This window comes from Stenotrophomonas maltophilia (assembly GCF_002799245.1).
GTDB classification, from domain to species: domain Bacteria; phylum Pseudomonadota; class Gammaproteobacteria; order Xanthomonadales; family Xanthomonadaceae; genus Stenotrophomonas; species Stenotrophomonas maltophilia_S.
Genome location: NZ_NEQV01000001.1, coordinates 573,938 through 597,363, shown reverse-complemented (window position 1 = coordinate 597,363; position 23,426 = coordinate 573,938). Strand labels below are relative to the sequence as shown.

At 67.2% G+C, this 23,426-nt stretch carries 28 protein-coding genes; 10 read left to right on the top strand and 18 right to left on the bottom strand.

Annotated elements, in window-relative coordinates:
* Nucleotides 1–49 precede the first annotated feature (49 nt).
* The 4 genes from B9Y64_RS02800 to B9Y64_RS02785 all read left to right on the top strand — a co-directional run bounded on the left by B9Y64_RS02800 (nt 50) and on the right by B9Y64_RS02785 (nt 4,195).
* Nucleotides 50–1,087 carry a type IV pilus twitching motility protein PilT gene (locus B9Y64_RS02800; protein WP_004147099.1) on the top strand — a complete coding sequence of 346 codons (1,038 nt, stop codon included), beginning with the start codon at nt 50–52 and terminating at the stop codon, nt 1,085–1,087.
* Nucleotides 1,088–1,187: 100 nt separating this feature from the next.
* Complete coding sequence (locus B9Y64_RS02795; RefSeq protein ID WP_005408369.1) at nt 1,188–2,330, top strand: PilT/PilU family type 4a pilus ATPase; 1,143 nt, start codon at nt 1,188–1,190, stop codon at nt 2,328–2,330.
* Between the two features lie 86 nt (nt 2,331–2,416).
* Nucleotides 2,417–3,100: a hypothetical protein gene (locus B9Y64_RS02790; protein ID WP_100439410.1), complete on the top strand. Its 684-nt coding sequence runs from the start codon at nt 2,417–2,419 to the stop codon at nt 3,098–3,100.
* 111 nt (nt 3,101–3,211) lie between these two features.
* On the top strand, nt 3,212–4,195 hold the full coding sequence (locus B9Y64_RS02785) for an aldo/keto reductase (RefSeq protein ID WP_100439409.1): 984 nt from the start codon (nt 3,212–3,214) through the stop codon (nt 4,193–4,195).
* Nucleotides 4,196–4,319: 124 nt separating this feature from the next.
* Here the strand turns inward: B9Y64_RS02785 and B9Y64_RS02780 are convergent, their stop codons facing one another.
* Nucleotides 4,320–5,219, bottom strand: a complete 900-nt coding sequence (locus B9Y64_RS02780; RefSeq protein ID WP_100439408.1) for a LysR family transcriptional regulator — start codon at nt 5,217–5,219, stop codon at nt 4,320–4,322.
* Between the two features lie 116 nt (nt 5,220–5,335).
* Between B9Y64_RS02780 and B9Y64_RS02775 the strand changes: the two genes are divergently transcribed.
* Both B9Y64_RS02775 and B9Y64_RS02770 read left to right on the top strand, forming a co-directional pair.
* Nucleotides 5,336–5,545 (top strand): DUF4287 domain-containing protein, encoded by a 210-nt coding sequence (locus tag B9Y64_RS02775; RefSeq protein ID WP_100439887.1) that lies wholly within the window; start codon nt 5,336–5,338, stop codon nt 5,543–5,545.
* A gap of 111 nt (nt 5,546–5,656) precedes the next feature.
* Nucleotides 5,657–6,364, top strand: coding sequence for a YitT family protein (locus tag B9Y64_RS02770; RefSeq protein ID WP_024956077.1), 708 nt, complete (start codon nt 5,657–5,659; stop codon nt 6,362–6,364).
* A gap of 43 nt (nt 6,365–6,407) precedes the next feature.
* Here the strand turns inward: B9Y64_RS02770 and B9Y64_RS02765 are convergent, their stop codons facing one another.
* Nucleotides 6,408–6,953, bottom strand: a complete 546-nt coding sequence (locus B9Y64_RS02765) for a DNA-3-methyladenine glycosylase I (RefSeq protein ID WP_100439407.1) — start codon at nt 6,951–6,953, stop codon at nt 6,408–6,410.
* 89 nt (nt 6,954–7,042) lie between these two features.
* On the opposite strand from B9Y64_RS02765, the gene B9Y64_RS02760 reads away from it, so the two are divergent.
* From B9Y64_RS02760 to B9Y64_RS02745, 4 genes are all read left to right on the top strand, one after another.
* Nucleotides 7,043–7,609, top strand: a complete 567-nt coding sequence (locus tag B9Y64_RS02760) for a YqgE/AlgH family protein (RefSeq protein WP_100439406.1) — start codon at nt 7,043–7,045, stop codon at nt 7,607–7,609.
* Entirely contained in the window at nt 7,602–8,096 is a 495-nt protein-coding gene (ruvX, locus tag B9Y64_RS02755; protein WP_100439405.1) for a Holliday junction resolvase RuvX, read from the top strand. The genes B9Y64_RS02760 and ruvX overlap by 8 nt, the downstream gene beginning before the upstream one ends.
* A 16-nt stretch (nt 8,097–8,112) precedes the next feature.
* Nucleotides 8,113–9,063 carry an aspartate carbamoyltransferase catalytic subunit gene (locus B9Y64_RS02750; protein ID WP_049410639.1) on the top strand — a complete coding sequence of 317 codons (951 nt, stop codon included), beginning with the start codon at nt 8,113–8,115 and terminating at the stop codon, nt 9,061–9,063.
* Nucleotides 9,064–9,423: 360 nt separating this feature from the next.
* Nucleotides 9,424–9,915: an REP-associated tyrosine transposase gene (locus B9Y64_RS02745; RefSeq protein ID WP_100439404.1), complete on the top strand. Its 492-nt coding sequence runs from the start codon at nt 9,424–9,426 to the stop codon at nt 9,913–9,915.
* Between the two features lie 83 nt (nt 9,916–9,998).
* Here the strand turns inward: B9Y64_RS02745 and B9Y64_RS02740 are convergent, their stop codons facing one another.
* From B9Y64_RS02740 to B9Y64_RS02665, 16 genes are all read right to left on the bottom strand, one after another.
* Nucleotides 9,999–10,814, bottom strand: a complete 816-nt coding sequence (locus B9Y64_RS02740) for a prolyl oligopeptidase family serine peptidase (protein WP_100439403.1) — start codon at nt 10,812–10,814, stop codon at nt 9,999–10,001.
* Nucleotides 10,815–10,885: 71 nt separating this feature from the next.
* Nucleotides 10,886–11,152 (bottom strand): hypothetical protein, encoded by a 267-nt coding sequence (locus B9Y64_RS02735; protein WP_100439402.1) that lies wholly within the window; start codon nt 11,150–11,152, stop codon nt 10,886–10,888.
* Nucleotides 11,153–11,216: 64 nt separating this feature from the next.
* Nucleotides 11,217–12,578 (bottom strand): magnesium transporter, encoded by a 1,362-nt coding sequence (mgtE, locus tag B9Y64_RS02730; protein WP_100439401.1) that lies wholly within the window; start codon nt 12,576–12,578, stop codon nt 11,217–11,219.
* 385 nt (nt 12,579–12,963) lie between these two features.
* Nucleotides 12,964–14,733 carry a phosphoenolpyruvate--protein phosphotransferase gene (gene ptsP, locus B9Y64_RS02725; RefSeq protein ID WP_100439400.1) on the bottom strand — a complete coding sequence of 590 codons (1,770 nt, stop codon included), beginning with the start codon at nt 14,731–14,733 and terminating at the stop codon, nt 12,964–12,966.
* A gap of 2 nt (nt 14,734–14,735) precedes the next feature.
* Complete coding sequence (locus B9Y64_RS02720) at nt 14,736–15,005, bottom strand: HPr family phosphocarrier protein (RefSeq protein ID WP_005408385.1); 270 nt, start codon at nt 15,003–15,005, stop codon at nt 14,736–14,738.
* Nucleotides 14,998–15,390: a PTS sugar transporter subunit IIA gene (locus B9Y64_RS02715; RefSeq protein WP_014036239.1), complete on the bottom strand. Its 393-nt coding sequence runs from the start codon at nt 15,388–15,390 to the stop codon at nt 14,998–15,000. The genes B9Y64_RS02720 and B9Y64_RS02715 overlap by 8 nt, the downstream gene beginning before the upstream one ends.
* Before the next feature lie 273 nt (nt 15,391–15,663).
* Nucleotides 15,664–16,548: an RNase adapter RapZ gene (gene rapZ, locus B9Y64_RS02710; protein ID WP_162292361.1), complete on the bottom strand. Its 885-nt coding sequence runs from the start codon at nt 16,546–16,548 to the stop codon at nt 15,664–15,666.
* A 27-nt stretch (nt 16,549–16,575) separates the two neighbouring features.
* Nucleotides 16,576–17,526 (bottom strand): HPr(Ser) kinase/phosphatase, encoded by a 951-nt coding sequence (gene hprK / locus B9Y64_RS02705; protein ID WP_005408388.1) that lies wholly within the window; start codon nt 17,524–17,526, stop codon nt 16,576–16,578.
* Nucleotides 17,523–17,975 carry a PTS sugar transporter subunit IIA gene (locus tag B9Y64_RS02700; protein WP_100439399.1) on the bottom strand — a complete coding sequence of 151 codons (453 nt, stop codon included), beginning with the start codon at nt 17,973–17,975 and terminating at the stop codon, nt 17,523–17,525. The genes hprK and B9Y64_RS02700 overlap by 4 nt, the downstream gene beginning before the upstream one ends.
* Nucleotides 17,976–17,996: 21 nt before the next feature.
* Nucleotides 17,997–18,314 carry a ribosome hibernation-promoting factor, HPF/YfiA family gene (hpf, locus tag B9Y64_RS02695; RefSeq protein WP_005415556.1) on the bottom strand — a complete coding sequence of 106 codons (318 nt, stop codon included), beginning with the start codon at nt 18,312–18,314 and terminating at the stop codon, nt 17,997–17,999.
* 58 nt (nt 18,315–18,372) lie between these two features.
* Entirely contained in the window at nt 18,373–19,794 is a 1,422-nt protein-coding gene (locus B9Y64_RS02690; RefSeq protein WP_100439398.1) for an RNA polymerase factor sigma-54, read from the bottom strand.
* Nucleotides 19,795–19,834: 40 nt separating this feature from the next.
* Nucleotides 19,835–20,554, bottom strand: coding sequence for an LPS export ABC transporter ATP-binding protein (lptB, locus tag B9Y64_RS02685; protein ID WP_005415558.1), 720 nt, complete (start codon nt 20,552–20,554; stop codon nt 19,835–19,837).
* Complete coding sequence (gene lptA / locus B9Y64_RS02680) at nt 20,554–21,120, bottom strand: lipopolysaccharide transport periplasmic protein LptA (RefSeq protein ID WP_100439397.1); 567 nt, start codon at nt 21,118–21,120, stop codon at nt 20,554–20,556. Before lptA ends, lptB begins: the two co-directional genes overlap by 1 nt.
* Before the next feature lie 101 nt (nt 21,121–21,221).
* Nucleotides 21,222–21,797, bottom strand: a complete 576-nt coding sequence (gene lptC / locus B9Y64_RS02675) for an LPS export ABC transporter periplasmic protein LptC (protein WP_100439396.1) — start codon at nt 21,795–21,797, stop codon at nt 21,222–21,224.
* Nucleotides 21,794–22,342: a KdsC family phosphatase gene (locus B9Y64_RS02670; RefSeq protein ID WP_014036245.1), complete on the bottom strand. Its 549-nt coding sequence runs from the start codon at nt 22,340–22,342 to the stop codon at nt 21,794–21,796. Before B9Y64_RS02670 ends, lptC begins: the two co-directional genes overlap by 4 nt.
* Before the next feature lie 66 nt (nt 22,343–22,408).
* Nucleotides 22,409–23,410, bottom strand: a complete 1,002-nt coding sequence (locus B9Y64_RS02665; protein WP_100439395.1) for a KpsF/GutQ family sugar-phosphate isomerase — start codon at nt 23,408–23,410, stop codon at nt 22,409–22,411.
* Between the last annotated feature and the right edge of the window lie 16 nt (nt 23,411–23,426).

Genomic DNA, 23,426 nt, shown 5'->3' with positions numbered 1-23,426 from the left:
CCGGGGAAAGATCCTTCCAGTCGAAGCCGTTATTGGGGAGTAGCCGCTCATGGATATCGCCGAACTGCTGGCGTTTTCCGTAAAGAACAAAGCGTCCGACCTGCACCTGTCCGCAGGCCTGCCGCCGATGATCCGCGTGGACGGCGACGTTCGCCGGATCAACATCCCAGCCCTGGACCACAAGCAGGTCCATGCGCTGGTGTACGACATCATGTCCGACAAGCAGCGCCGCGATTACGAGGAATTCCTCGAAGTGGACTTCTCCTTCGAGATCCCGTCGCTGGCGCGTTTCCGTGTGAACGCGTTCAACCAGAACCGTGGCGCCGGTGCGGTGTTCCGTACCATTCCGTCCGAGGTCCTCACCCTCGAGGACCTGGCCTGCCCGCCGCTGTTCCGCGAAGTGATCCAGCAGCCGCAGGGCCTGATCCTGGTGACCGGCCCGACCGGCTCGGGCAAGTCGACCACGCTGGCGGCGATGATCGACTACATCAACAAGAACGAATACGGCCACATCCTCACCGTCGAGGATCCGATCGAATTCGTGCACACCTCGCAGAAGTGCCTGATCAACCAGCGCGAAGTGCACCGCGATACGCATGGCTTCAATGAAGCGCTGCGCTCGGCGCTGCGTGAAGACCCGGACATCATCCTGGTCGGCGAGTTGCGCGACCTGGAAACCATCCGCCTGGCGCTGACCGCGGCGGAGACCGGACATCTGGTGTTCGGCACGCTGCACACCAGCTCGGCGGCCAAGACCATCGACCGAATCATCGACGTGTTCCCGGCCGGCGAAAAGCCGATGGTGCGTTCGATGCTGTCCGAATCGCTGCGTGCGGTGATCTCGCAGGCGCTGCTGAAGAAGGTTGGCGGCGGCCGTACCGCAGCCTGGGAAATCATGGTCGGCACCCCGGCCATCCGCAACCTGATCCGCGAGGACAAGGTGGCGCAGATGTACTCGGCCATCCAGACCGGCCAGCAGTACGGCATGATGACCCTGGACCAGCACCTGCAGGACCTGGTCAAGCGCAGCCTGATCACCCGCAACCAGGCCCGCGAATACGCCAAGGACAAGCGCCTGTTCGAGTAAGGCGGGGCTGCAGCGGGGCGGCGTGCGCCAGTGCGCCGCCGTTCCCGCGCCGTTTCCTCCACCGACCGTTTCCTGGTACATGCCCCATTGGGAGCCCGCCGTGAACACCACCGCGACCACCATCGATTTCACTTCATTCCTAAAGCTGATGGCGCACCAGCGCGCCTCGGACCTGTTCATCACTGCCGGCATGCCGCCGGCGATGAAGGTCAACGGCAAGATCTCGCCGATCACGCAGACTCCGCTCACGCCGCAGCAGAGCCGTGACCTGGTCCTCAACGTGATGACCCCGGCACAGCGCGAGGAATTCGAGAAGACCCACGAATGCAACTTCGCCATCGGCCTTTCCGGTGTCGGCCGCTTCCGTGTCAGCTGCTTCTACCAGCGCAACCAGGTCGGCATGGTGCTGCGTCGCATCGAGACGCGCATTCCTACCGTGGAAGAACTGAGCCTACCGCCGATCATCAAGACGCTGGCGATGACCAAGCGCGGCATCATCCTGTTCGTCGGCGCGACCGGCACCGGTAAATCGACGTCGCTGGCGGCGATGATCGGTTACCGCAACCAGAACTCGACCGGCCACATCATCACCATCGAAGACCCGATCGAGTTCGTGCACAAGCACGAGGGCTGCATCATCACCCAGCGCGAGGTCGGCATCGATACCGACAGCTGGGAAGCCGCGCTGAAGAACACCCTGCGCCAGGCGCCGGACGTGATCATGATCGGCGAGGTGCGTACCCGCGAAGGCATGGACCACGCTATCGCGTTCGCCGAAACCGGCCACCTGGTGCTGTGCACCCTGCATGCCAACAACGCCAACCAGGCGATGGACCGCATCGTCAACTTCTTCCCGGAAGACCGCCGCAACCAGCTGCTGATGGACCTGTCGCTGAACCTCAAGGGCGTGGTCGCGCAGCAGCTGGTGCCGTCGCCCGATGGCCGCTCGCGCAAGGTGGCGATGGAGATCCTGCTGGGCACGCCGCTGGTGCAGGACTACATCCGCGATGGCGAGATCCACAAGCTGAAGGAAGTGATGAAGGACTCGGTCCAGCTGGGCATGAAGACCTTCGACCAGAGCCTGTTCGAGCTGTACCAGGCCGGCGAGATCAGCTACGAGGACGCGCTGCGCTACGCCGATTCGCAGAACGAAGTTCGCCTGCGCATCAAGCTCAGCCAGGGCGGCGACGCACGCACCCTGTCGCAGGGGCTGGATGGCGTGGAGATCTCCGAGATCCGTTGACCGGACGGGCGCCCGCGGGCGCCCGCTGCTCCGGGATGAGCGCAGCGCCGGATGCATGCCGGCGTGAACCTGCCAGGGAGGCCTGCATGCATGCGACTGCGAAAGTGATACTGGCCATCGCCGTGCTGCTGCCCGCCGGTTGTGCCCGCACGCCCGAGCCCGCTGCTCCCGCCGTGGCCGAAGGCTGCGGCGATCCGAAGGCACATGCCTGGTATCTTCTGCCACCGCCTGCAGAGCGACACGACGGGGACCTGCCTCCGTTCGTCGACTTCACCGGGTTTGCGAGAATGATCTACGGGGACCGGTTGCAGTATCTGGATGGCTTGCCGGAGCCGTCATTCCGCTGCGGCAGCGTACCGGTCCAGGCGTATCGCTTCGTCTGGGATCCTGCGTTTTTCCCGGGTGTGGTCATACGCGCGCAGCGCAACGCAGCGGGCCAGGCGTGGATAGTGGGGCGCGGTGCGCGTGACGTCGAGATTCCCGGATCGTCGCGCGAGCGCCCATCCACCGCCATCAAGGGCGGCCCCTGTTCTCCACCACGCGCGCTGGGTGCGCAGGAATGGAAGGCCATCGCCGCCGCGTTTGCGCTGTTGCAGGGCGAAGATTCGAGCGCTGGACTTGATGGCTCGTCGTGGATGTTCGAGTCCGTGGTGGATGGCGAGCAGCGCTGGTTCGCGCGATGGGTGCCGCAGGATCCGAGGTTCCGCAACGCTGGCAGGATGATGGCCGAACTGGCGGGATGCAGCGACGCTCTGCAGGTCATGGAATGACCAGCGCCACGGGCGATTGATGAATTCCAGTCATGACCGACTGCCATCCAGTCGGTTCAATCCATCGCCCGTGCAGGCGTATCGTCAGCGGTCCCCCTCTGGAGCACGACGATGCAGACACGAGAACTCGGCCGCAGTGGCCTGAAGGTTTCCGCCCTCGGCCTGGGCTGCATGGGCCTGAGCCATGGCTACGGCCAGCCAGTGGAGCAGGGCCAGGGCATCGCCCTGCTGCAGGCTGCCGTCGAGCGCGGCGTGACCTTCTTCGACACCGCCGAAGTGTACGGCCCGTACACCAACGAAGACCTGCTCGGCCAAGCGCTGGCGCCGTACCGCGACAAGCTGGTGATCGCCACCAAGTTCGGTTTCAAGGATGCGCGCTTCGATACCGGCCTGGACAGCCGCCCGGAAAACATCCGTGCCGTGGCCGAAGCCAGCCTCAAGCGCCTGCGCACCGACTATATCGACCTGTTCTACCAGCACCGCGTCGACCCGAACGTGCCGATCGAGGATGTGGCCGGCACCGTGCGCGACCTCATCGCCGAGGGCAAGGTCGGCCACTTCGGCCTGTCCGAGGCCAGTGCCGCCACCGTGCGCCGCGCGCATGCGGTGCAGCCGGTCACCGCCGTGCAGAGCGAATACTCGCTGTGGTGGCGCGAGCCGGAGCGTGAACTGCTGCCGACCCTGCAGGAACTGGGCATCGGCTTCGTGCCGTTCAGCCCGCTCGGCCGTGGCTTCCTGACCGGTGCGATCAACGCCGATACCACCTTCGACGCCAACGACTTCCGCAACACCGTGCCGCGTTTCGAGGTGGAGGCGCGCCGCGCCAATCAGGCGCTGGTTGACCGCATCGGCGCGATTGCCGCAGCACGTGGCGCGACCCCGGCGCAGGTGGCGCTGGCCTGGCTGCTGGCACAGGCGCCGTGGATCGTGCCGATTCCGGGCACCACCAAGATCCATCGCCTGGAAGAAAACCTGGGCGCGGCCGACCTGCAGCTGGCACCGGAGGAACTGCAGCGCATCGCGCAGGCGCTGGACGAAGTGTCGATCGTCGGCGAGCGCTACAACCCGCAGCGTGCGGCGCAGGCCAAGGGCTGATCACCCGCTGGGTGCAGAGCGTGGTGGGTGCAGACCAGGTGGGTACAGCATGTGGTGGGTGCGGACCGTTGGTCCGCACTGCTTGGTCCGCACTGCTTGGTCCGCACGGCCTGGTCCGCATTCCTCAACCCATCATCGGCCCACGCAGTGCATCAAGCACCGTTCGCATCGCCACCGTGACGTGGCGGCGCGACGGGTAATACGCGTAATAGCCGTCGAAATGTGGGCACCAGTCGTCCAGTACCGACTGCAGGCGGCCATCGTCCAGCATCGGCTGCACCTGGTCTTCCGGCAGCCAGGCCAATCCGCTGCCGGCCAGCGCAGCAGCGCGGGTCATGCCCATGGTGTTGAAGGTCCACTGGCCGCTCACGCGTACGCTCAGTTCGTTGCCGTCCTGGCCGAAATCCCACGGCATCAGTCCACCATGCGTGGGCAGGCGCAGCGTCACGCAGTTGTGGCCTGCCAGCTCGTCCGGATGCCGCGGCACCACGTGCTGGCGGAAGTAGCCGGGTGCGCCGACCACGCGCATGCGCAGCGGCGGGCTGATCGGCACCGCGACCATGTCGCGCGCCAGCCGCTCGCCGAGGCGGATGCCGATGTCGTAGCGTTCGGCCACGATGTCGGCCAGCCCGTAGTCGGCAGCCAGTTCCACTTTCAAGTCCGGATACTGCTGCAGCAGGGGCGCCAGCCGCGGCCAGGCCAGGTACTCGGCGGCGTGGCCGGTGGCATTGATGCGGATGGTGCCGGCCGGGCGTTCACGGTATTCGGCCAGCGCGGCCAGCCCGTCCTCGATCTCGGCCAGGCGCGGGCCAAGCGTTTCAAGCAGGCGGGCGCCGGCTTCGGTGGTGGATACGCTGCGGGTGGTGCGGGTCAGCAGGCGCACGCCAAGGCGCTGTTCCAGGCCGCGCATGGCATGGCTGAGCGCTGACTGGGACACGCCCAGCTGGGCGGCGGCCCTGGTGAAGCTGCCCTCGCGGGCGACGTGGACGAAGGCCTGCAGGTCGTTGAGGTTTTCACGGGGCATGCGGGAATGATACGGCCGGGCAACGGGTCGCTGCTGTGGACGCCCAGGATGCGAGCGATGTCGATTCCCGGCGCCCCGGTTCGTCGTACCGGTACATCCAACGCAAGGAGCTGCACATGAGCACTGAAAAGCCCAAGGGCCCGGCGTCCTACTTCCCGTCCATCGAGAAGACCTACGGGCAGCCGGTAGCGCACTGGTTCGGCCTGCTGTCGAAGAAGAAGGAGCTGAAGCACATGGAACTGGTCAGCTTCCTGAAGAGCGAGCACGGGCTGGGCCATGGCCACGCCAACGCGCTGGTGGCGCACCATCTGGCGGGCAAGGGCTGATCAGCGGGGGACGGAAGGCAGGGTGGGGCGCATTCAGCTGAACAATTTCATCTGCAACTGTCATGCAGATCGTGTCTAATACCGCTCCCCACCTGCTGTTCCCCCACCCGCATGTCCCTCCCTTCCCATGGCCCCGCGCCGTGCGACGACGCTGACGGCCACCTGGTCACCGCCGGTCCGCTGACCCCGCCGCCCGACAGCGCCGGCACCACCGCCGACGAAAAAGCGCTGCGCCACTCGATCGCCGAGGACGTGCAGGGCATGGTGCTGGCCACGATGGTGGCCTCGCTGGGCCTGGCCATCTTCGCCAAGGGCGGGCTGATGATCGGCGGCATGGCCGGCATGGCGTTCCTGCTGCACTACTCGATGGGCTGGAACTTCGGCCTGGTGTTCGTGCTGGTCAACCTGCCGTTCTACTGGGTGGCGCTGCGGCGCATGGGCTGGGAATTCACCCTGAAGACCTTCGCCGCAGTCACCGCCTGTGGCGTGCTGACCGACCTGCTGCCGCGCTGGATCGACTTTTCGCATATCAACCCGCTGTATTCGGCGATCGTGGGCGGTGCGTTGTCGGGCCTGGGCATCCTGTTCTTCATCCGCCACCGCGCCAGCCTCGGCGGCATCGGCATCCTGGCGGTGTACCTGCAGCGCACTCGTGGCTGGAGCGCGGGCAAGGTGCAGATGTCTTACGACGCCTGCCTGATGGTGGCCGCGTTCTTCGTGCTGTCGCCGTCGAAGGTGCTGTACTCGGCCATCGGCGCGGTGGTGCTCAGCCTGGTGCTGATGTTCAACCACCGCCCCGGCCGCTACATGGGCGTGTGACCGCGCGTACCGCATTCGCCGGGCCATGCCCGGCCGATGGCCATCAGCGGGCGGCGGCCTTCAACCACGGTGGCGACAGCTTCAGCAGCCGCGCATGCACCGGGCAGTCCGCGGCGTGCGCACCGGGCAGGTAGCCCAGGCTCATCAGGAATTCGCCGGTGATCTCACCGCCGGTGAAGCGGAACGTCTTCTTGAACAGCTTCACCCAGTCGGCCTTGCTGCGTGGGTGATGCGCGTCCAGCCATGCCGCGAAGCTGCCATGGCTGGCCCGCAGCTGCTGGATCACCTGCGCGTTGTGGATCGCCGCCAGCACCTTCAGCCGGTTGCGGATGATGCCCGCGTCCGACAGCAGGCGTTCGATGTCCTGCTCGGCATACGCTGCCACGCGGTCCACCTCGAAGCCGTCATAGGCCGCGCGGAATCCCTCGCGCTTCTTCAGGATCGTTTCCCAGCTCAGGCCGGCCTGGTTGATTTCCAGTACCAGCCGCTCGAACAGCTCGCGCTCGTCACGCTGCGGGAAGCCGTATTCGTTGGCGTGGTAGTAGTCGTGCACCGGATGGCCCGGGGCGATGAGGCAGTAACCGGACACGTCGAACTCCAGCGCTGTGGGATGCCATTATGCCCGCCGTGACCACCGGGTGGAGGCGCCCGGCGCGCCCAGCCGCTAGAATGGCAACCATGCCTGTAACGCCGACCTCCCTTGCCGATCACCTGCTCGTCGCGCTGCCGTCGCTGCTCGACGCGACCTTTGCCCGCAGCGTCGCGCTGATCTGCCAGCACGACGAGAACGGGGCGATGGGCGTGCTGGTCAACCAGCCTTCCGAATACACGCTGGGTGAAGTGCTTGCGCAGATGGACATCATCACCGGTGATGGCGACCTGCAGGCGCGCATGGTGCTCAATGGCGGCCCGGTGCATCCCGAACGCGGCTTCGTCATCCATGACGACGCGCGCGCATGGGATTCCAGCCTGACCGTGGGCGACGGCCTGTACCTGACCACCTCGCGCGACATCCTCGAAGCGATGGCGCGCGGCGAAGGCCCGGCCAACGCCGTGGTCACCCTCGGATGTGCCGGTTGGGGCGCAGGGCAGCTGGAGAGCGAGCTGTCCGAGAACAGCTGGCTGACCGTCCCTGCCGATGCCGAGCTGGTGTTCCAGCTGCCCCTGGAGCAGCGCTGGCAGGGTGCGGCCTCGCGCATCGGCGTGGACCTGTTCCGGCTGACCGACTACAGCGGCCATGTCTGAACCCATCACGCCCGTGCCGGATCCTGCTGCCCCGGTCATCCGCCGTGACGGCACGGTGCTGGGCTTCGATGTCGGCTCGCGGCGGATCGGCGTGGCCATCGGCAGTGCCTTCGCCGCCCATGCGCGTGCGGTGGCCGTGGTCGATGTGCACGGCAACGGCCCGGACTGGACCGCGATCGAACGCCTGCTCAAGGAATGGAAGCCCGACGGCCTGGTGGTCGGCGACCCGTTGACCCTGGATGGCCAGGACCAGCCCAACCGCAAGCGCGCGCAGGGCTTTGCCCGCCAGCTGCGGGAACGCTTCAAGCTGCCGGTGGTGATGATCGACGAGCGTTCCAGCTCGGTCGAGGCCGCACGCCGCTTCGCTGTCGAGCGCGCCGAAGGGCGCAAGCGCCGCCGCGATGCGGCTGCCCTCGATGCCGTGGCCGCGGCGGTGATCATCGACCGCTGGCTGTCGTCGCCGGACGACGCCACCCCCATTCCCTGACTGCACGACTCCCGCCATGACCGCCCAGCAAATCGATGCCTCCGGACGCCTGCGCCACCTGCTGACCCTGGAGGGCCTGCCGCGCGAAACCCTGCTGCAGCTGCTTGACCGTGCGGGACAGATCCGCGATGCCGCGGTCGGCCGCGTCGGCAACAAGCGCCACGTGCTGGCCGGTTCGGCGGTGTGCACGCTGTTCTTCGAACCGTCCACGCGCACCCGCAGCTCGTTCCAGCTGGCCGCGCAGCGCCTGGGCGCCGACGTGCTGAACTTCGATGCCTCGACCTCGTCCACGCGCAAGGGCGAAACCGCCTGCGACACGCTGCGCAACCTGGAAGCGATGGGCGTGCGCGGCTTCGTGGTGCGTCACCCCGATGACGGCGCCGTGGCCGCACTGGCCGACGCCGCGGGCGAGGGCACCGCACTGATCAACGCTGGCGATGGCCGCAGTTCGCACCCGACCCAGGGCCTGCTGGACATGCTGACCCTGCGCCAGGCCAAGGGCCCGGACTTCTCCAAGCTGAAGGTGGTGATCGTCGGCGACGTGAAGCACTCGCGCGTGGCCCGCACCGACCTGCATGCGCTGCGCACGCTGGGCGTGGGCGAGATCCGCGTGTGCGGCCCGCAGTCGCTGCTGCCGGACGACGAGACCCTGAAGGGCTGCGTGGTCGGCGATGATTTCGACGCGATGCTGGAAGGCGTCGACGCGCTGATGATGCTGCGCCTGCAGCGCGAGCGCATGGAAGAAGGCCTGGTGCCGTCGCTGGAGCAGTACCACGCCCAGTACGGCCTGACCCGCGAGCGCCTGGCGCGCGCCGGCAAGGATGCCGCGGTGCTGCACCCGGGCCCGATCAACCGTGGCGTGGAAGTAACCGACGACGTGGCCGACGGCCCGCAGTCGTGGGTGCTGCGCCAGGTCGCCAACGGCGTCGCCGTACGCATGGCCGTGCTGGAAACCCTGCTGGGGTGATCTGCTCTGATCTGCCTGGGTGGGTGCCGACTGTTGGTCGGCATTGCCTGAGGGCCCTTGATCGGCACCTTGATCTGCCTGGGTGGGTGCCGACCGTTGGTCGGCATTGCCTGTGGCCCTTGATCGGCACCTTGATCTGCCTGGGTAGGTGCCGACCGTTGGTCGGCACTGCCTGTGGCCCTTGATCGTCACCTTGATCTGCCTGGGTAGGTGCCGACCGTTGGTCGGCACTGCCTGTGGCCCTTGATCGTCACCTTGATCTGCCTGGGTAGGTGCCGACCGTTGGTCGGCACTGCCCCTACCGTCATCCAGGTGGTTGCCCGATAGGCAAGAAAAGCTGTCGGCCACACGCTTGTGCCCATGAACCGCGCACGCCTGAGCCTTGGCCGTCATTCCCGGATCGGGCAGACCTACTTACTGACCACCGTTACCCAGGGACGTCGACGCTACTTCGAAGATGCCGCCGCGGCACACCTGGTGCTGGATGTAATCCGCTGCCTTGATGCTGAAGGTCTGACGCACTCACTGGCCTACGTGGTCATGCCGGACCACATCCATTGGCTTGTGGAGCTCCGGGCGTTCTCGCTGGATTACATCATGCAACGCCTCAAATCGCGCAGTGCATTGCGGATCAACCGCAGGCTCGGCCGATCAGGACGATTCTGGCAATCGAGCTATCACGATCACGCGATTCGATCTGATGAATCACTGTTCCGGCATGCGATGTATGTGATGGGGAATCCGATCAGGGCAGGATTGACCGCGCGGATTGGCGAGTATGCCCATGCGTGGTGCCAGTGGGAGATTGATGGAGGACCCCAGGCAATGGAGCACCCGGAAATGGAGAGATAGTGCCGACCAACGGTCGGCACCCACCGAAGTCAGGTATCGACCCGCATTGGTATCCATCGAAGTTGGGCCCCAATGGCTCTGGATCAGCGCTTCTGCGCGAACAGCCATGCCCACATTGCCGGGTCCGCATAGGTGGCATCCCAGGCATTGTGGTTGCCATCCGGATACTCGGTGTAGCGCACGTCGCGTGCGTTGGCGCCCTGGAAGGCGTTGTGCAGCCTGCGGTCGTCATCCGGCGGCACCACGTCATCCTGCGCACCGTGGAAGATCCAGATCGGCGTGTGCTGCAGACGCCTGGCGATCACGGCATACGGGTCGGATTCCTGGGCCACCTGTTCAACAAACAGGGTCGGCCGCTTCGCGCGCGGTGCGAACACGGCACCGCATACCGGCACGAGCGCGGCAAAGCGGTACGGGTCATCCAGCGCGATGTTCCAGCTGCCGTAGCCGCCCATCGACATGCCGGTCAGGTACTGCCGCGCCGGGTCGGCGCCGAACTCGGCAATGGTCGCGTCCAGCGCGGCCACGGCCATGCGGTTGTTGCGCCCGCTCCATTCCGAATGGCGCGGTGCCTGCGGGAACACCACCAGGGCCGGGAAGTCGGGATGCTCGCGCAGGTAGGGGCCCAGCCCCGAATACGTCTGCTTGATGCCGTCGCCGCCGCGTTCGCCCGAGCCATGCAGGAACAGGACCACCGGGACGCCGCCGCTGCTGCCGGGGTGTGCGGGATGTCCCGCCCGCACCCCAGCCGGAATGAAGACCTGGTAGTAGGCGGTCTCGCCATCCACCTTCACCGCGCGGCCCTCGAAGTGGCCGCGTGCGCCGTCCGGCATCGAGGCGCAACCGGTCACCATCAGGACCGCCAGCAAGGGCAGCCAGCGCGGAATCGAACGGAGCATGGCGTTTCCCAGGGCAGCAAGGTCAGCTGCATCCTAGTCCGCCGCAGGTCAACGCGGCATCATGCGCCGCGTCACTGCGGGCGCGGGAAGCTGGCGATGATGTCCAGCTGCTCCTGTGCTTCGGCATTGCCTTCGGCGGCAGCGGCCTGCACCTGTGCCATGTCCGGGTGCAGCACCACCAGCAACGGGTTCTCGCAGACCGGGCAGTCGTACTCGGTGGCGTCCTCGTCCAGCTCCATCACCATGGCGCGCGAGCTGCCCTTCCATTCGCAGGCCGGGCAGGTGTGCTGCTGGTCGCGCCAGCCGGGCTGGAAATAGTTTTCGATCGTTGTTGCCATGGAATGTTCCAGCAAGGGAAGCGGGTCCGGAGCCCTGCGTCGCGGGGCTCCGGGCCAGCAGGAATCAGTGCAGCAGCACCAGCGTGGCCAGGCCGAGGAAGGTGAAGAAGCCCATCGAGTCGGTTACGGCGGTCAGGAAGATGCCGCTGGCCAGCGCCGGGTCGAAGCCGAAACGTTTCAGGGTCAGCGGCACCAGCACGCCCGCCAGCGCGGCGAACAGCAGGTTGCAGGTCAGCGCGATGGCGATCACCGCCGACAGCCCGGGCGAGTGGAACCAGGCCAGCACGATCAGGCCCAGCACCGAGCCCAGCAGCAGGCCATTGAGCGCGGCCACCCGTACTTCCTTCCACAGCAGCGTGCGCGCGTTGGAGGCACCCACCTGGCCCAGCGCCAGGCCGCGCACCATCAGCGCCAGCACCTGGGTGCCCGCATTGCCGCCCAGGCCGGCCACGATCGGCATCAGCACCGCCAGCGCCACCAGCTTGTCGATCGTGCCCTCGAAGTGGCCAACCACGCTGGAGGCCAGGAAGGCCGTGCACAGGTTCACCGACAGCCACATCAGGCGGCGGCGCATCGCGCGCCAGACCGGGCTGAACAGGTCTTCGTCCTCGTCCAGGCCGGCGGCGCCCAGCGCCTGGTGCTCGGCCTGGCCACGGATGATGTCGACCACGTCATCGATGGTGATGCGACCGACCAGGATGTTGTTCTCATCCACCACCGGGGCGGAGATCCAGTCATGGTCAGAGAACTGGCGGGCGACTTCCTGGTCGCTCTCGCCGACGTCGATGGCCGGCTGCTCGTCGTCGATCAGGCGGTTGATCGGGGTGGTGTCCTCGTGGGTCACCAATGCCGCCAGCGACACCCGGCCGAGGTACTGATGGCGCCGGCTGACCACGAACAGGTGGTCGGTGTGGTCCGGCAGCTCGCCGCGCAGGCGCAGGTAGCGCAGCACCACGTCGACGTTGACGTCGGCGCGCACGGTCACCACGTCCGGGTTCATCAGGCGGCCGGCGCTGTCCTCGGGATAGGACAGCACCTGTTCCAGCCGCTCGCGGTTCTCGCGGTCCATCGACTTGAGGACTTCGTCGATGACCGTATCCGGCAGGTCTTCAACCAGATCGGCCAGATCGTCGATATCCAGGTCTTCGACCGCGGCGATGATCTCGTCCGGGTCCATGTCCGCGAGCAGGCTTTCGCGCACGTCTTCGCCGACGTGGACCAGCACCTCGCCGTCGTCTTCCGGATCAACCAGGCCCCACACCACCTCGCGTTTGCCCGGCGGCAGCGATTCCAGCAGGTTGCCGATCTCGGCCGGGGCCAGGGTGTTGACCAGGCGACGCACCGGGCCCAGCCGGCCGCTGTCCAGTGCATCGGACAACATCCGCAGTTGGCGCGCAGTCTTGTCGTGGCGTACAGCTTCAGCCATCGCAGCTCCCGCGGGATAAGAAAAGCCGCGATCCCGGCAAGGATGCGGCAACAGGGGTGTTCAGCGCGTCATTATCGCAAGGGGATGTTTCAGCGCATACCCCGCTGGCCTGCGGCCACCGGGGTCCACGCATTCAACCTTATCCCCCGCCTGTCGGCGCGCCCCTTGAACAACAAGGGGCTGTTTCTGCGGATCGAATCTGCGTCGGGCCAGCGGCCAGCGGGGTCCACATATTCCGCCGGGCCATGCCCGGCGAGCGCGTAGCGCGGAAATCAGGGCGTATCGGCCACCAGCGCCAGCCAGCGCTCGATGGCACGGCGGTTAGGGGAATGGGGTCAGATCCCTTTTCCTGCGAAAAAGGGATCTGACCCCGCCATGCGGCGGGTCAGGGCGTATCGGCCACCAGCGCCAGCCAGCGTTCGATGGCACGGCGGTCGCGCGCGGCCAGCAGCTTCGGTGCGCGCGCACGCAGCACGGACAGGTCGGCGTCGCGGATCGCGCGGCGCACCTCCAGCAACGTACCGGGGTGCAGGCTGAACTCGCTCAGGCCCAGCGCCAGCAGCAGCGGGGTCATCCGGGCATCACCGGCCATCTCGCCGCAGACCGCCACCGGGATGCGGTGGCGTGCGCCGGTCTCGATCACCATCTGCAACAGCCGCAGCACGGCCGGGTGCAGCGGCGAGTACAGCTCGCCCAGCGCCTCGTTGTTGCGGTCGGCGGCCAGCAGGTACTGCACCAGGTCATTGGTGCCGATCGACAGGAAATCGACCAGATCGATGAAGCTCTCCAGCGCCAGGGCCGCCGCCGGGACTTCGATCATCGCGCCCAGCGGCACGTGCTCGGACACCATGTGGCCTTCGCCGCGCAGCTGTTCACTCAGCTTGAGCATGCGCCGGCGCACCGCCAGCAGTTCCTCGCGGGTGCTGACCATCGGCACCAGCACGCGCAGCTTGCCGTAGGCCGAGGCGCGCAGGATCGCGCGCATCTGGGTGTCGGCCACCTTGGGCCGTGCCAGCGACAGGCGCACGCCGCGCAGGCCCAGTGCCGGGTTTTCTTCGTTGCTCAGGGTCAGGCCGGTGCGATCGGCCTTGTCGGCACCCAGGTCGAGCGTGCGGATGGTCACCGGCCGGCCGCTCATGCCCAGCGCGGCATCGCGGTAGGTCTGGAACTGTTCTTCTTCGTCCGGCAGTTCGTTGCGCTGCAGGAACAGGAATTCGGTGCGGTACAGGCCCAGCCCCTGCGCACCCAGCGCATGCGCCTGGGTCACGTCTTCCAGCGATTCGGCGTTGGCCAGCAGGGCGATGTCGACCTGGTCGCGGGTACGGCTGGGCTTGCTGCGCAGGCGGCCAAGCTCGCGCTGCTCGCGCGCGTGCTCTTTCAGGCGTGCGCGGTAGTCACGCAGGTTGTCGGCCAGCGGGTTGGCGGTGATGCTGCCATCGGCACCATCGATGATCAGCACGTCGCCGTCGGCGACGCGGCTGAGCAGCTGCGGCACGTTGACGATCAGCGGCAGGTGCAGGCTGCGCGCCAGGATTGCGCTGTGCGACAGCGCGCTGCCGGCGGCAGTAACGATGCCGACCACGCCCTGCGCCTGCAGCTGTGCCAGCTCGGACGGGGCGATGTTGTCGCAGACCAGGATCTCGCCGGCCAGGCCCTTCATCACCGGTGGGCGTTCGGGTTGCAGGAAGGCGTGGATACGGCCGATCACATGGTCGAGATCGTCCATGCGGCTCTTCAGGTAGGCATCGTCCATGCCATCGAAGACCTTGGCCAGGCGGTCACGCTGCAGGCGCAGCGCGTAGCCGGCACTGTACGGCCCGCTGCGGATCAGTTCGTCCAGGCCATACAGCAGCTCGGGGTCGTCCAGCAGCAGCGCGTGCAGGTCGAGGAATTCGCCCACTTCCTGGTTCAGTGCGCCATGCAGGCGCTGGCGCAGCTCGTGCATTTCCGTGCGCGCGGCATCCAGCGCACGGTGCAGGCGGTCAAGTTCGGCCTCGACCTGGCTGGCGGCCACACGTTGCTCGGCCACTTCCAGCGCATGCGGCAGCCGCACGCGTGCCCGGCCCATCGCCGTTCCGCGCGCGGCGCCGTGGCCGGCCAGCAGCTGTACCGGCCGTTGGCCGGAAGGGACCTGGCCGGCGCGTGCGCGTGGCACGCTCAGCTGTCCTCGTCGAAGCGGCGCTCGAACAGGCCGACCACCGCCTCCATCGCGGCGGCTTCATCTTCGCCGTTGATGCGCACGGTGACCGGGGTGCCCTGACCGGCGGCCAGCAACATCACGCCCATGATGCTCTTGGCGTTGATCTCACGGCCCTTGGCGGCCATGGTCACGTTGCAGCGGAACGGCGCCAGGGTCTGCACCAGCTTGGCGGTGGCCCGGGCATGCAGGCCCAGGCGGTTGCTGACGGTGAGTTCTCGTTCAAGCATCGTCGACTATCGCTCCATTACGGGTACCCGCCGCGGCTGTGGCGGGCAGTTGATCCAGTCCCTGTTCCGGATAATTCATCACCCGCAGCAACATCGGCAGGCTCAGCGCCGACACCCGGCGAACCGGGGTCCCCAGCCGGGCCAGCTGCCCGGCAAGGTTGGCGGGGCTGGCGCCGTACAGGTCGGTCAGGATCAGCACGCCTTCACCACTGTCGACCCGCCGCAGGGCGGCCGAGGCGAGCGGGAGCAGGGCGTCCAGGTCTGCGTCGAACGGTACTTCGAAAGCTTCGGTTTTCAGCGGCAATTGCCGCAGGAGCCGGGTCGCCACGTCAAGCAGGGCGGTCCCGACCCCAGGATGTGTTACGAGGAGAATGCCACAGGTCATTACTGCACGTTAACAGGTCAAGGTGAATTGGCGATAGCAGCAGATGAGGGGCACTGTGTCCCGTATTCATGTATGCCGCCCAGTAGCTCCACGCCATGCTCGGATGGATGCCACGCGCAGGTCCAAATGCCCCGGAGCAGCTCCGGCATGCGATCAACTTCGGCCGCATGGTGGGGGTGGACAGGTGTGCGGCTGCGGGCGCTTGTGCCGCCCTTTGGGCGGTCTCCACGCATGGCGTGGATCTACGCTCATTGTTCCGTCTTCGCTCGAAGGTCAATCCTGTTCGCGGTGGTAGGTCGCCACGTCTTCCCAGCCCATCTCGCGCGCATGCCGGGCCATGCGCTCGGCCAGGAACACCGAACGATGCTTGCCACCGGTGCAGCCGAACGCCACGGTCACATAGCTGCGGGTGCCATCGCCCAGTTTCGGCAGCCAGGTATCGAGGAAATCCATCAGCTGGGCCAGGTAGCGCTGCACGTCCGGCTGCGCTTCCAGGTAGTCGCGTACGCCGGGTTCGCGGCCGCTGAGCGCGCGCAGGTCCGGGTCCCAGTGCGGATTGGGCAGCACGCGGGCATCGAACACGAAGTCCGCTTCGGCCGGCACACCGCGCTTGTAGGCGAACGATTCGAACAGCAGCGACAGGCCGGTGGCATGGTCCAGCGCGAACTCGGTGATGATCCGCCGCCGCAGCTGATGCACGTTGAGATTGCTGGTATCGATCACCGCATCGGCCTCGCGGCGCAGCGGCGCGGTCAGCTCGCGCTCGCGGGCGATCGCTTCGGGCAGTGACAGGCCCAGCTGGCTCAGGGGATGGCGGCGACGGGTGTCGGCGTAGCGCTTGAGCACCGTTTCATCGCTGGCCTCGAAGAACAGCACCTTCACTTCCACGCCGGCATCGGTGGCCAGCTGCCGCCAGTCGCCCAACTGGCTCAGGTCGGCCTGGCCGCGCACGTCGATGCCTACCGCCAGCCGGCGCGGTGCGCTGCCGTCGTGGTTGGCCAGCAGGCTGCGCACGAAGTCCGGCAGCAGGTGGATCGGCAGGTTGTCCGAGCAGTAGTAGTCCTGGTCCTCGAAGGTCTTCAGGGCGACGGATTTACCCGAGCCGGACAGGCCACTGACGATGATCAGGGTCGGGGCGGTGGGGGTTGCGGTGCTCATGGACAGGCTCTTGGAGGGGCAGGGGAATCAGGGGGTTCGCCGTTCCAGCAGATTGCTGTGGCGGGCGATGAACATTGCCGCCGGGTCAATGCCCTTGGTGCGCAGGATGTGCAGGCGGGTGGCGGCCTCGGTCAGCACGGCCAGGTTGCGGCCAGGCATCACCGGCAGGGTGATCAGCGGAACGTCCAGGTCCAGCACATGGCGGGTGCCCGAGTCGCCGGTCAGGCGCTCGTAGCCATGCGGGGTGGGTTCGGTCATCGGCTTGGTCAGGTGGACGATCAGCCGAAGGTACTTGTTCTTCTTTACAGCCGTGTCGCCGAACATCTCGCGCACGTTCAGCACGCCCAGGCCGCGTACTTCCAGCAGGTCCTGCAGCAGTTCGGGGCAGGTGCCGTCGAGCACGTCCGGGGCGATCTGGGTGAACTCGGGGGCGTCGTCGGCGACCAGGCGGTGACCACGGCTGAGCAGTTCCAGTGCCAGCTCGCTCTTGCCCGACCCGGCCTCACCGGTGATCAGCACGCCGATGGAGTAGATCTCCATGAACACGCCGTGCAGGATCACCCGCGGCGCCAGCGTGCGCGCCAGATGGTAGGACAGATGATTGAGCAGTTCGTGGCCGCGCTTGGGCGAGAGCCACAGCGGTGTGCCGGATTCATCAGCGGCGGCACGCAGGTCTTCCGGGCAGGCCTGGTTGCGGGTCAGCACCAGCGCCAGCGGATGCGACTGCATGATCTTTTCGATGGTCTCCCAACGCTGGCGCGGTTCCAGCGCATCCAGCCAGGACAGTTCCTCGGTGCCCAGGATCTGCACCTTGTTGGGATAGATGGCGTTGAGGTAGCCGGCCAGCGAGGGACGCCGCGAGACCGTGTTGCCGGCCTCCAGCTCGCGCTTCTCACCGGACTTGCCGGCGGCCCAGCGCAGCCCCAGCCGCTCGCGCTGCTGTTCGAACAGTTCACGGGCGGTGATGCTGGTATTCATGCGGCACTCGCAGGTGGGGTCATGTCCAGCGCCTCGCGCAGGGCCCGGGCATCGCCCGCGTCGCGCAGGGCCTGGCGGATGCCGGGCGCGGAGAACAGCTCGGCCAGCTCGGACAGCAGCATCAGGTGCTGGTGGGTGTAGTGGGCGGGGACGGCCATCGCGAACACCAGGTCCACCGGTTCATCGCCCCCGAAGTCGACCGGCGTCGCCAGCCGCAGCAGGGCGCCACGGGGGCGGTCCAGGGTCGGCGCGCGGCCGTGGGGAATGGCGATGCCGTGGCCGATCGCGGTGCTGCCCAGGGCTTCGCGCTGGCACAGGTTCAGATAGATCTGTTCGGCGTTGGCCTGGCGGCAGGCCAGCAACCCGGCGGCGGCCTGCAGGACGCTGTCACGGTCGGTGGCCGTGCAGAGCTGGGTCTGCACGGCCGCCAGGAGGTCAGTCAGGGGCATGTCTGCGGGGAACGGTGGCGATCAGCCACCATTGTCGCCCACCGGCAGCGGTGCGTGCTGCTGTTTTTTCTCCTTGTGCTTGATGACAAGGCGGTCAAGCTTGTCCGCAAGCAGGTCGATCGCGGCATACATGGTCTGGCCGCCGGCCTCGGCGTGCAGGGTCTGCCCCGGAATGTTGAGGCTGGCGTCGACGTGGTGTTCGGTCTTCTGCAGCTTGAGGGTCACCCGCGCTTCGCAGTGCTGGTCGAAGTGTTTGCCTATCCGGGCCAGCTTCTCCTCTACATAGGACTGCAGGGCCGGGGTGACTTCGACATCTTTGCCAAACGTTTCGATGCGCATCGGGTTTCTCCTGTGTTCGGATGTGCCAATGAACCTCTCCGCCGGGCGCGGCGGTGCGTCAAGCGATTCTGACCCTTTCGTGCGAGGCGGAAATGTTCATGGCTTCACGATACTTCGCCACGGTGCGTCGCGCCACTGGAATTCCCGACGATTTGAGCAGGTCAGCCAGCTTGGCGTCAGAAAGCGGCTTGCGCGGGTTCTCATCGTCGATCAGGCGCCGGATCATCGCCTGGATGGCCGTGCTGGACGCCTCGCCGCCGCCTTCGGTATCGATGCCGGAGGCGAAGAAGGCGCGCAGCGGCAGGGTGCCGCGCGGGGTCCGCACGTGCTTGCGGGCGATCGCACGCGACACCGTGGATTCGTGCAGGCCCAGCTCGGCGGCGATCTCGCGCAGGGTCAGCGGGCGCAGCGCCTGCTCGCCGAATTCGAGGAAGCCGGCCTGTTGCAGGATCAGGCTGCGCACGACCCGCAGCAGGGTTTCGCCGCGTTGCTGCAGGCCCTTCAGCAGCCAGCGCGCCTCCTGCAGCTGGGCACGCAGGTAGCCGGCGTCGGCCTCGCCACAGCGGCGGATCAGCTGTTCGTAGCCGCGGTGGATCACCACCTTCGGCCCCGCATGGCCGGCCAGTGCCGCGCGCCAGATGCCGTTCTGCCGCCACACCACCACATCGGGCACGACGTAGTTGTCCTGCGAAAGCGGCGCGATCTGCGTCCCCGGGCGCGGGTCCAGCGAGCGCAGCAGGGCGACCGCCGTCTCAACCTCGTCCAGTGGCTGTTTCAGTTCATGGGCCAGCCCGGCCACGCCACTGCGCGGCAGCCGTTCCAGCGGGCCTGCGGCAATCTGTCGCGCCAGTGCCAACCCCGGCGTGTCGCCAGGCAGCACGTCCAGCTGCAGCTGCAGGCATTCGCCGAGCGTACGCGCGGCAACGCCGACCGGGTCGAAACGCTGGATGCGATGCAGTACTGCGAGGATTTCATCCTCTTCGGCATGGACCGCCGGCAGCAGGGTTTCGGCGATGGTGGCCAGTGGTTCGCGCAGGTAGCCGTCGTCGTCCAACGCGTCGATCAGTGCAGCGCCGATGCTGCGGTCGTGCAGGGAAAGATGCGAGAGGTGCAGCTGCCACAGCAGGTGGTCGGCCAGCGTCTCGGTTTCGGCCACGCGCTCGGCGGCGCTGCCGGTGTCTTCGTCATCGTCGAAGCTGCCGCCACTGCCGGCGGCACTCCAGTCGAGTTCGGCCGGTGCCCAGTCGTCGCCGTTGTCGGTGCGTTCTGCGGGCGCGTCGGCATCGGTGCTGTCGGCGCCTTCACTGGTGGCACTGCTGTCGTTGCTGTCGGCCCAGTCCAGCAGCGGATTGCTCTCCACGGCCTGGGCGATTTCAAGCTCCAGTTCGGTCGTGGACATCTGCAGCAGCTTGATCGCCTGCTGCAGCTGGGGCGTGAGCACCAGCTGCTGTCCCAACGATGTCTGCAGCCGAGTCTTCATGCCTGTGCCGAACGGAAGGAAAGGGCCCCGGCGCCTGCGGTCACAGCTTGAAGGAATCCCCAAGGTAGACGCGACGTACGTCGGCGTTGTCCAGGATCGCCTCCGGCGAGCCCTGGGCCAGTACGGTGCCTTCGGCGAGGATATACGCGCGGTCGCAGATTCCCAAGGTCTCGCGGACGTTGTGGTCGGTGATCAACACGCCGATGCCACGCTGCTTGAGATGGGTGACGATGCGCTGGATTTCGCCCACCGAGATCGGGTCGACACCGGCAAACGGTTCGTCGAGCAGGATCAGGCGTGGCTGCGCGGCCAGTGCGCGGGCGATCTCGCAGCGACGGCGTTCGCCACCGGACAGGCTGGCGCCGAGCTGGTCGGCAACATGGCCCAGCTGCAGTTCGTCGAGCAGGCTGTTCAATTCGCGTTCGCGGCCGGCCGAATCCAGGTCTTCGCGCAGTTCCAGTACCAGGCGGAGGTTGTCGGCCACGGTCAGCTTGCGGAACACCGACGGTTCCTGCGGCAGGTAGCCCACGCCCTGCTTGGCACGGGTGTACATCGGGTCGCTGGTGATGTCCTTGCCGTCGAGCACGATGCTGCCTGCATCGGCGGCGACCAGGCCGACGATCATGTAGAAGCAGGTGGTCTTGCCGGCGCCATTGGGGCCGAGCAGGCCGACCACTTCACCGGCGTCGAGGGTCAGCCCGAAGTCCTTGACGACTTCGCGCTGCTTGTAGCGCTTGCGCAGGCCCTTGGCGACGAGCATTACTTCTTGCTCCCGGCCGGCTTGGCCGTCGTGCTGGCCGGAGCCGCCGCCTTGGGCGCGGCCGCCGGCTGTGCAGCCGGGTTCTTGTTCTTCGGCGGAATGACCGTGCGCACACGGCTGCCATCGCCACCGGAGTTCATCTCGCCGCTGCGGGTGTTGTAGACCATGCGCTGGCCGGCATTGGTACCGCGCGCGCTGGTGACCTTGTAGTTGCCGGTCAGGGTGATGATCTCGGTCTTGATGTCGTAGTCGATGCGATCGGCCACCGCGTCCATCCAGGTGCCGTCATCGAGCTGCTGCTTCATCGTGGCCTGCTTGCCGGTGAACACCGCACGCACGGCCTCGCCGTCCTTCAGGTAGATCTCGGCTTCGGACGAGCGGATGTCCAGCGAGCCCTGGGTGACGGTCACGCCCTGCGAGAGCACGGTCTTGCCATCGCCGGTGAGCACGCCCGACTGGGCGCCGGAGTCGATGTTCATGTTCTCGTTGCGGTCGGTGGACTTGGCAAAGGCAGCGCTGGGAACAAGCAGGCCGAGCGCGAGTACGGCTGCAAAGGGAATCTTCATCGGGGTCCGTTCTACCGGTGGGGCCGCCCGGAAAACCGGGGGCGGGTGGGGGGGCTGCCTTCCTTGCGCCTGTCCGGGGACGTCGCAGGAGGGCGGCGGAATCAGCGTCTGGGCGTGTAACGGCCCTTGGACTGGCTGAGGAAATGATACGTGTTGTTCTTCGAATCCACCTCGAAGCCAACGCCGGACTGTTCCATGCCGGGGCGGGTCATGGTGACCAGCGCATCGGTGCGGGCACGGTTCTCCTTCGGGAACACGTCCAGGTGGTCGGTACGGAAGGTGGTCGGCACCACGCCCGGATCGGCCGGGCTGTCGCCGGCGACATTGCCGCGCAGCTTCATCTCGTCGCCCTTGGCGCTGAGCCAGCCGGTCTCGGCGCGCAGGGTCCAGTGCTTGCCATCCTTGTCCGGCATCTCGAACAGCGGGGTGGCGATGTTGATGGTCTGGTCGCCACGCTGGCGTTCCAGCAACGGCGCGCGCAGGGTGGTCGATTCCTTGCCGTGCTCATCCAGCGCGACGATCTGGAAGTCGTGCAGGATGTAGTCCACGCCGACCTCCTGGCCGCCCGTGGCCGGGCCCTTGTCGCGGTTGCGCAGGGCGGCCCAGCTGCTCAGCAGCGCCGCCAGCAGCAGGCCGATACCGAGCACGGTGCGCCAGTTCAGGGTCGGCAGGTTCATGCGCCGAACCTCGCCAGGACCGCGTCCACATGGCCCTGGGCGGCCAGCAGGATGTCGCACAGCTCACGGGCTGCGCCACGTCCGCCGTCGGCACGGGTCTGCCAGTGCACGCGCTCGGCGATCCACGGGTGGGCGTTGGCCGGCGCCACCGCCAGACCGACCGCGCCCAGCGGTGCCAGGTCCGGCAGGTCGTCGCCCATGAAGGCCACCTGCTCCAGCCCGATGCCGTGCTGCGCACACAGCGCCTGCACGCTGGCCAGCTTGTCGCCCACGGCGATCTGGGTGTCGATGCCGAGGTCGGCGCCGCGCCTGAGCGCGGACTGGCTGTTGCGCGCGGTGATCAGCACGGGGTGGATGCCGTGCTGTTGCAGCAGTTTCAGGCCCAGGCCGTCCTGCACGAAGTACGCCTTGCTCTCGTTGCCGTCCTTGTCGTAGTACAGCCGACCGTCGGTGAGGGTGCCGTCCACGTCGAAGCAGGCCAGGCGGACGCGGGCCGCAGCAGCATGCAGGTGGGCGGGGAAGGCGGGCAGGGGGGACCAGGGCATCAGGGCGGCAGGCTCGGTAGGTTCGGGTGGGGCGGTACAGACTGAATGGGGTCTACGGACTGTCGGTTAAACCACCCGGGCCCGCAACAGGTCATGAATGTTCAGGGCGCCGACCGCGCGGCCCTGGCCGTCGACCACGATCAGGCCGGTGATCTTGTGGGTTTCCATCAGCCGGGCGGCCTCCACGGCCAGCTGGTCGGCACCGATGGTGCGCGGGTTGCGGGTCATCACATCGGCGATCTTCGCGGTGCGTACGTCCAGCGCACTGTCCAGCGCCCGGCGCAGGTCGCCGTCGGTGAACAGGCCGATCAGCACGCCGCCGGCATCGACCACGGCGGTCATGCCCAGCCGTTTGCGGCTCATTTCCATCAGCGCCTCGCTGAGGCTGGCGTCGGCACCTACGCTGGGCAGGTCCTCGCCGGTGTGCATGACGTCGGTGATGTGCAGCAGCAGACGACGGCCGAGGCTGCCGGCCGGGTGTGAACGGGCGAAGTCATCGGCGGTGAAGCCGCGTGCATCGAGCAGGGCCACGGCCAGCGCGTCGCCCATCGCCAGCGAGGCGGTGGTGCTGGAGGTCGGCGCCAGCGCCAGCGGGCAGGCCTCGGCCGGCACGCTCACGTCCAGGTGGATATCGGCGGCGGTTGCCAGGCTCGACTGCGGGCGCCCGGTCATGGAGATCAGCACGTTGCCCTGGCGCTTGAGCACCGGCAGCAGCATCAGCACCTCGTCGGACTCACCGGAATAGGACAGGGCCAGCACCACATCGTCCTCGGTGATCATGCCCAGGTCGCCGTGGCCGGCTTCGCCGGGGTGCACGTAGAACGCCGGTGTGCCGGTGGAGGCCAGGGTGGCGGCGATCTTGCGGGCAATGTGGCCGGACTTGCCCATGCCGGTGGCGACCACCCGGCCGCGGCTGGCCAGGACCGCCTGGCAGGCCTGCTGGAACGCCTCGCCGAGGCGGGAGGCGACCGCATCCAGGGCCTGCTGCTCGATCTCGAAGACGCGGCGGCCACTGGCGACCAGGCTGGCCGGATCGACGGAACGGGGGGGCAGGAGGGACTCGGCCATGCGGACGCCACGCAGC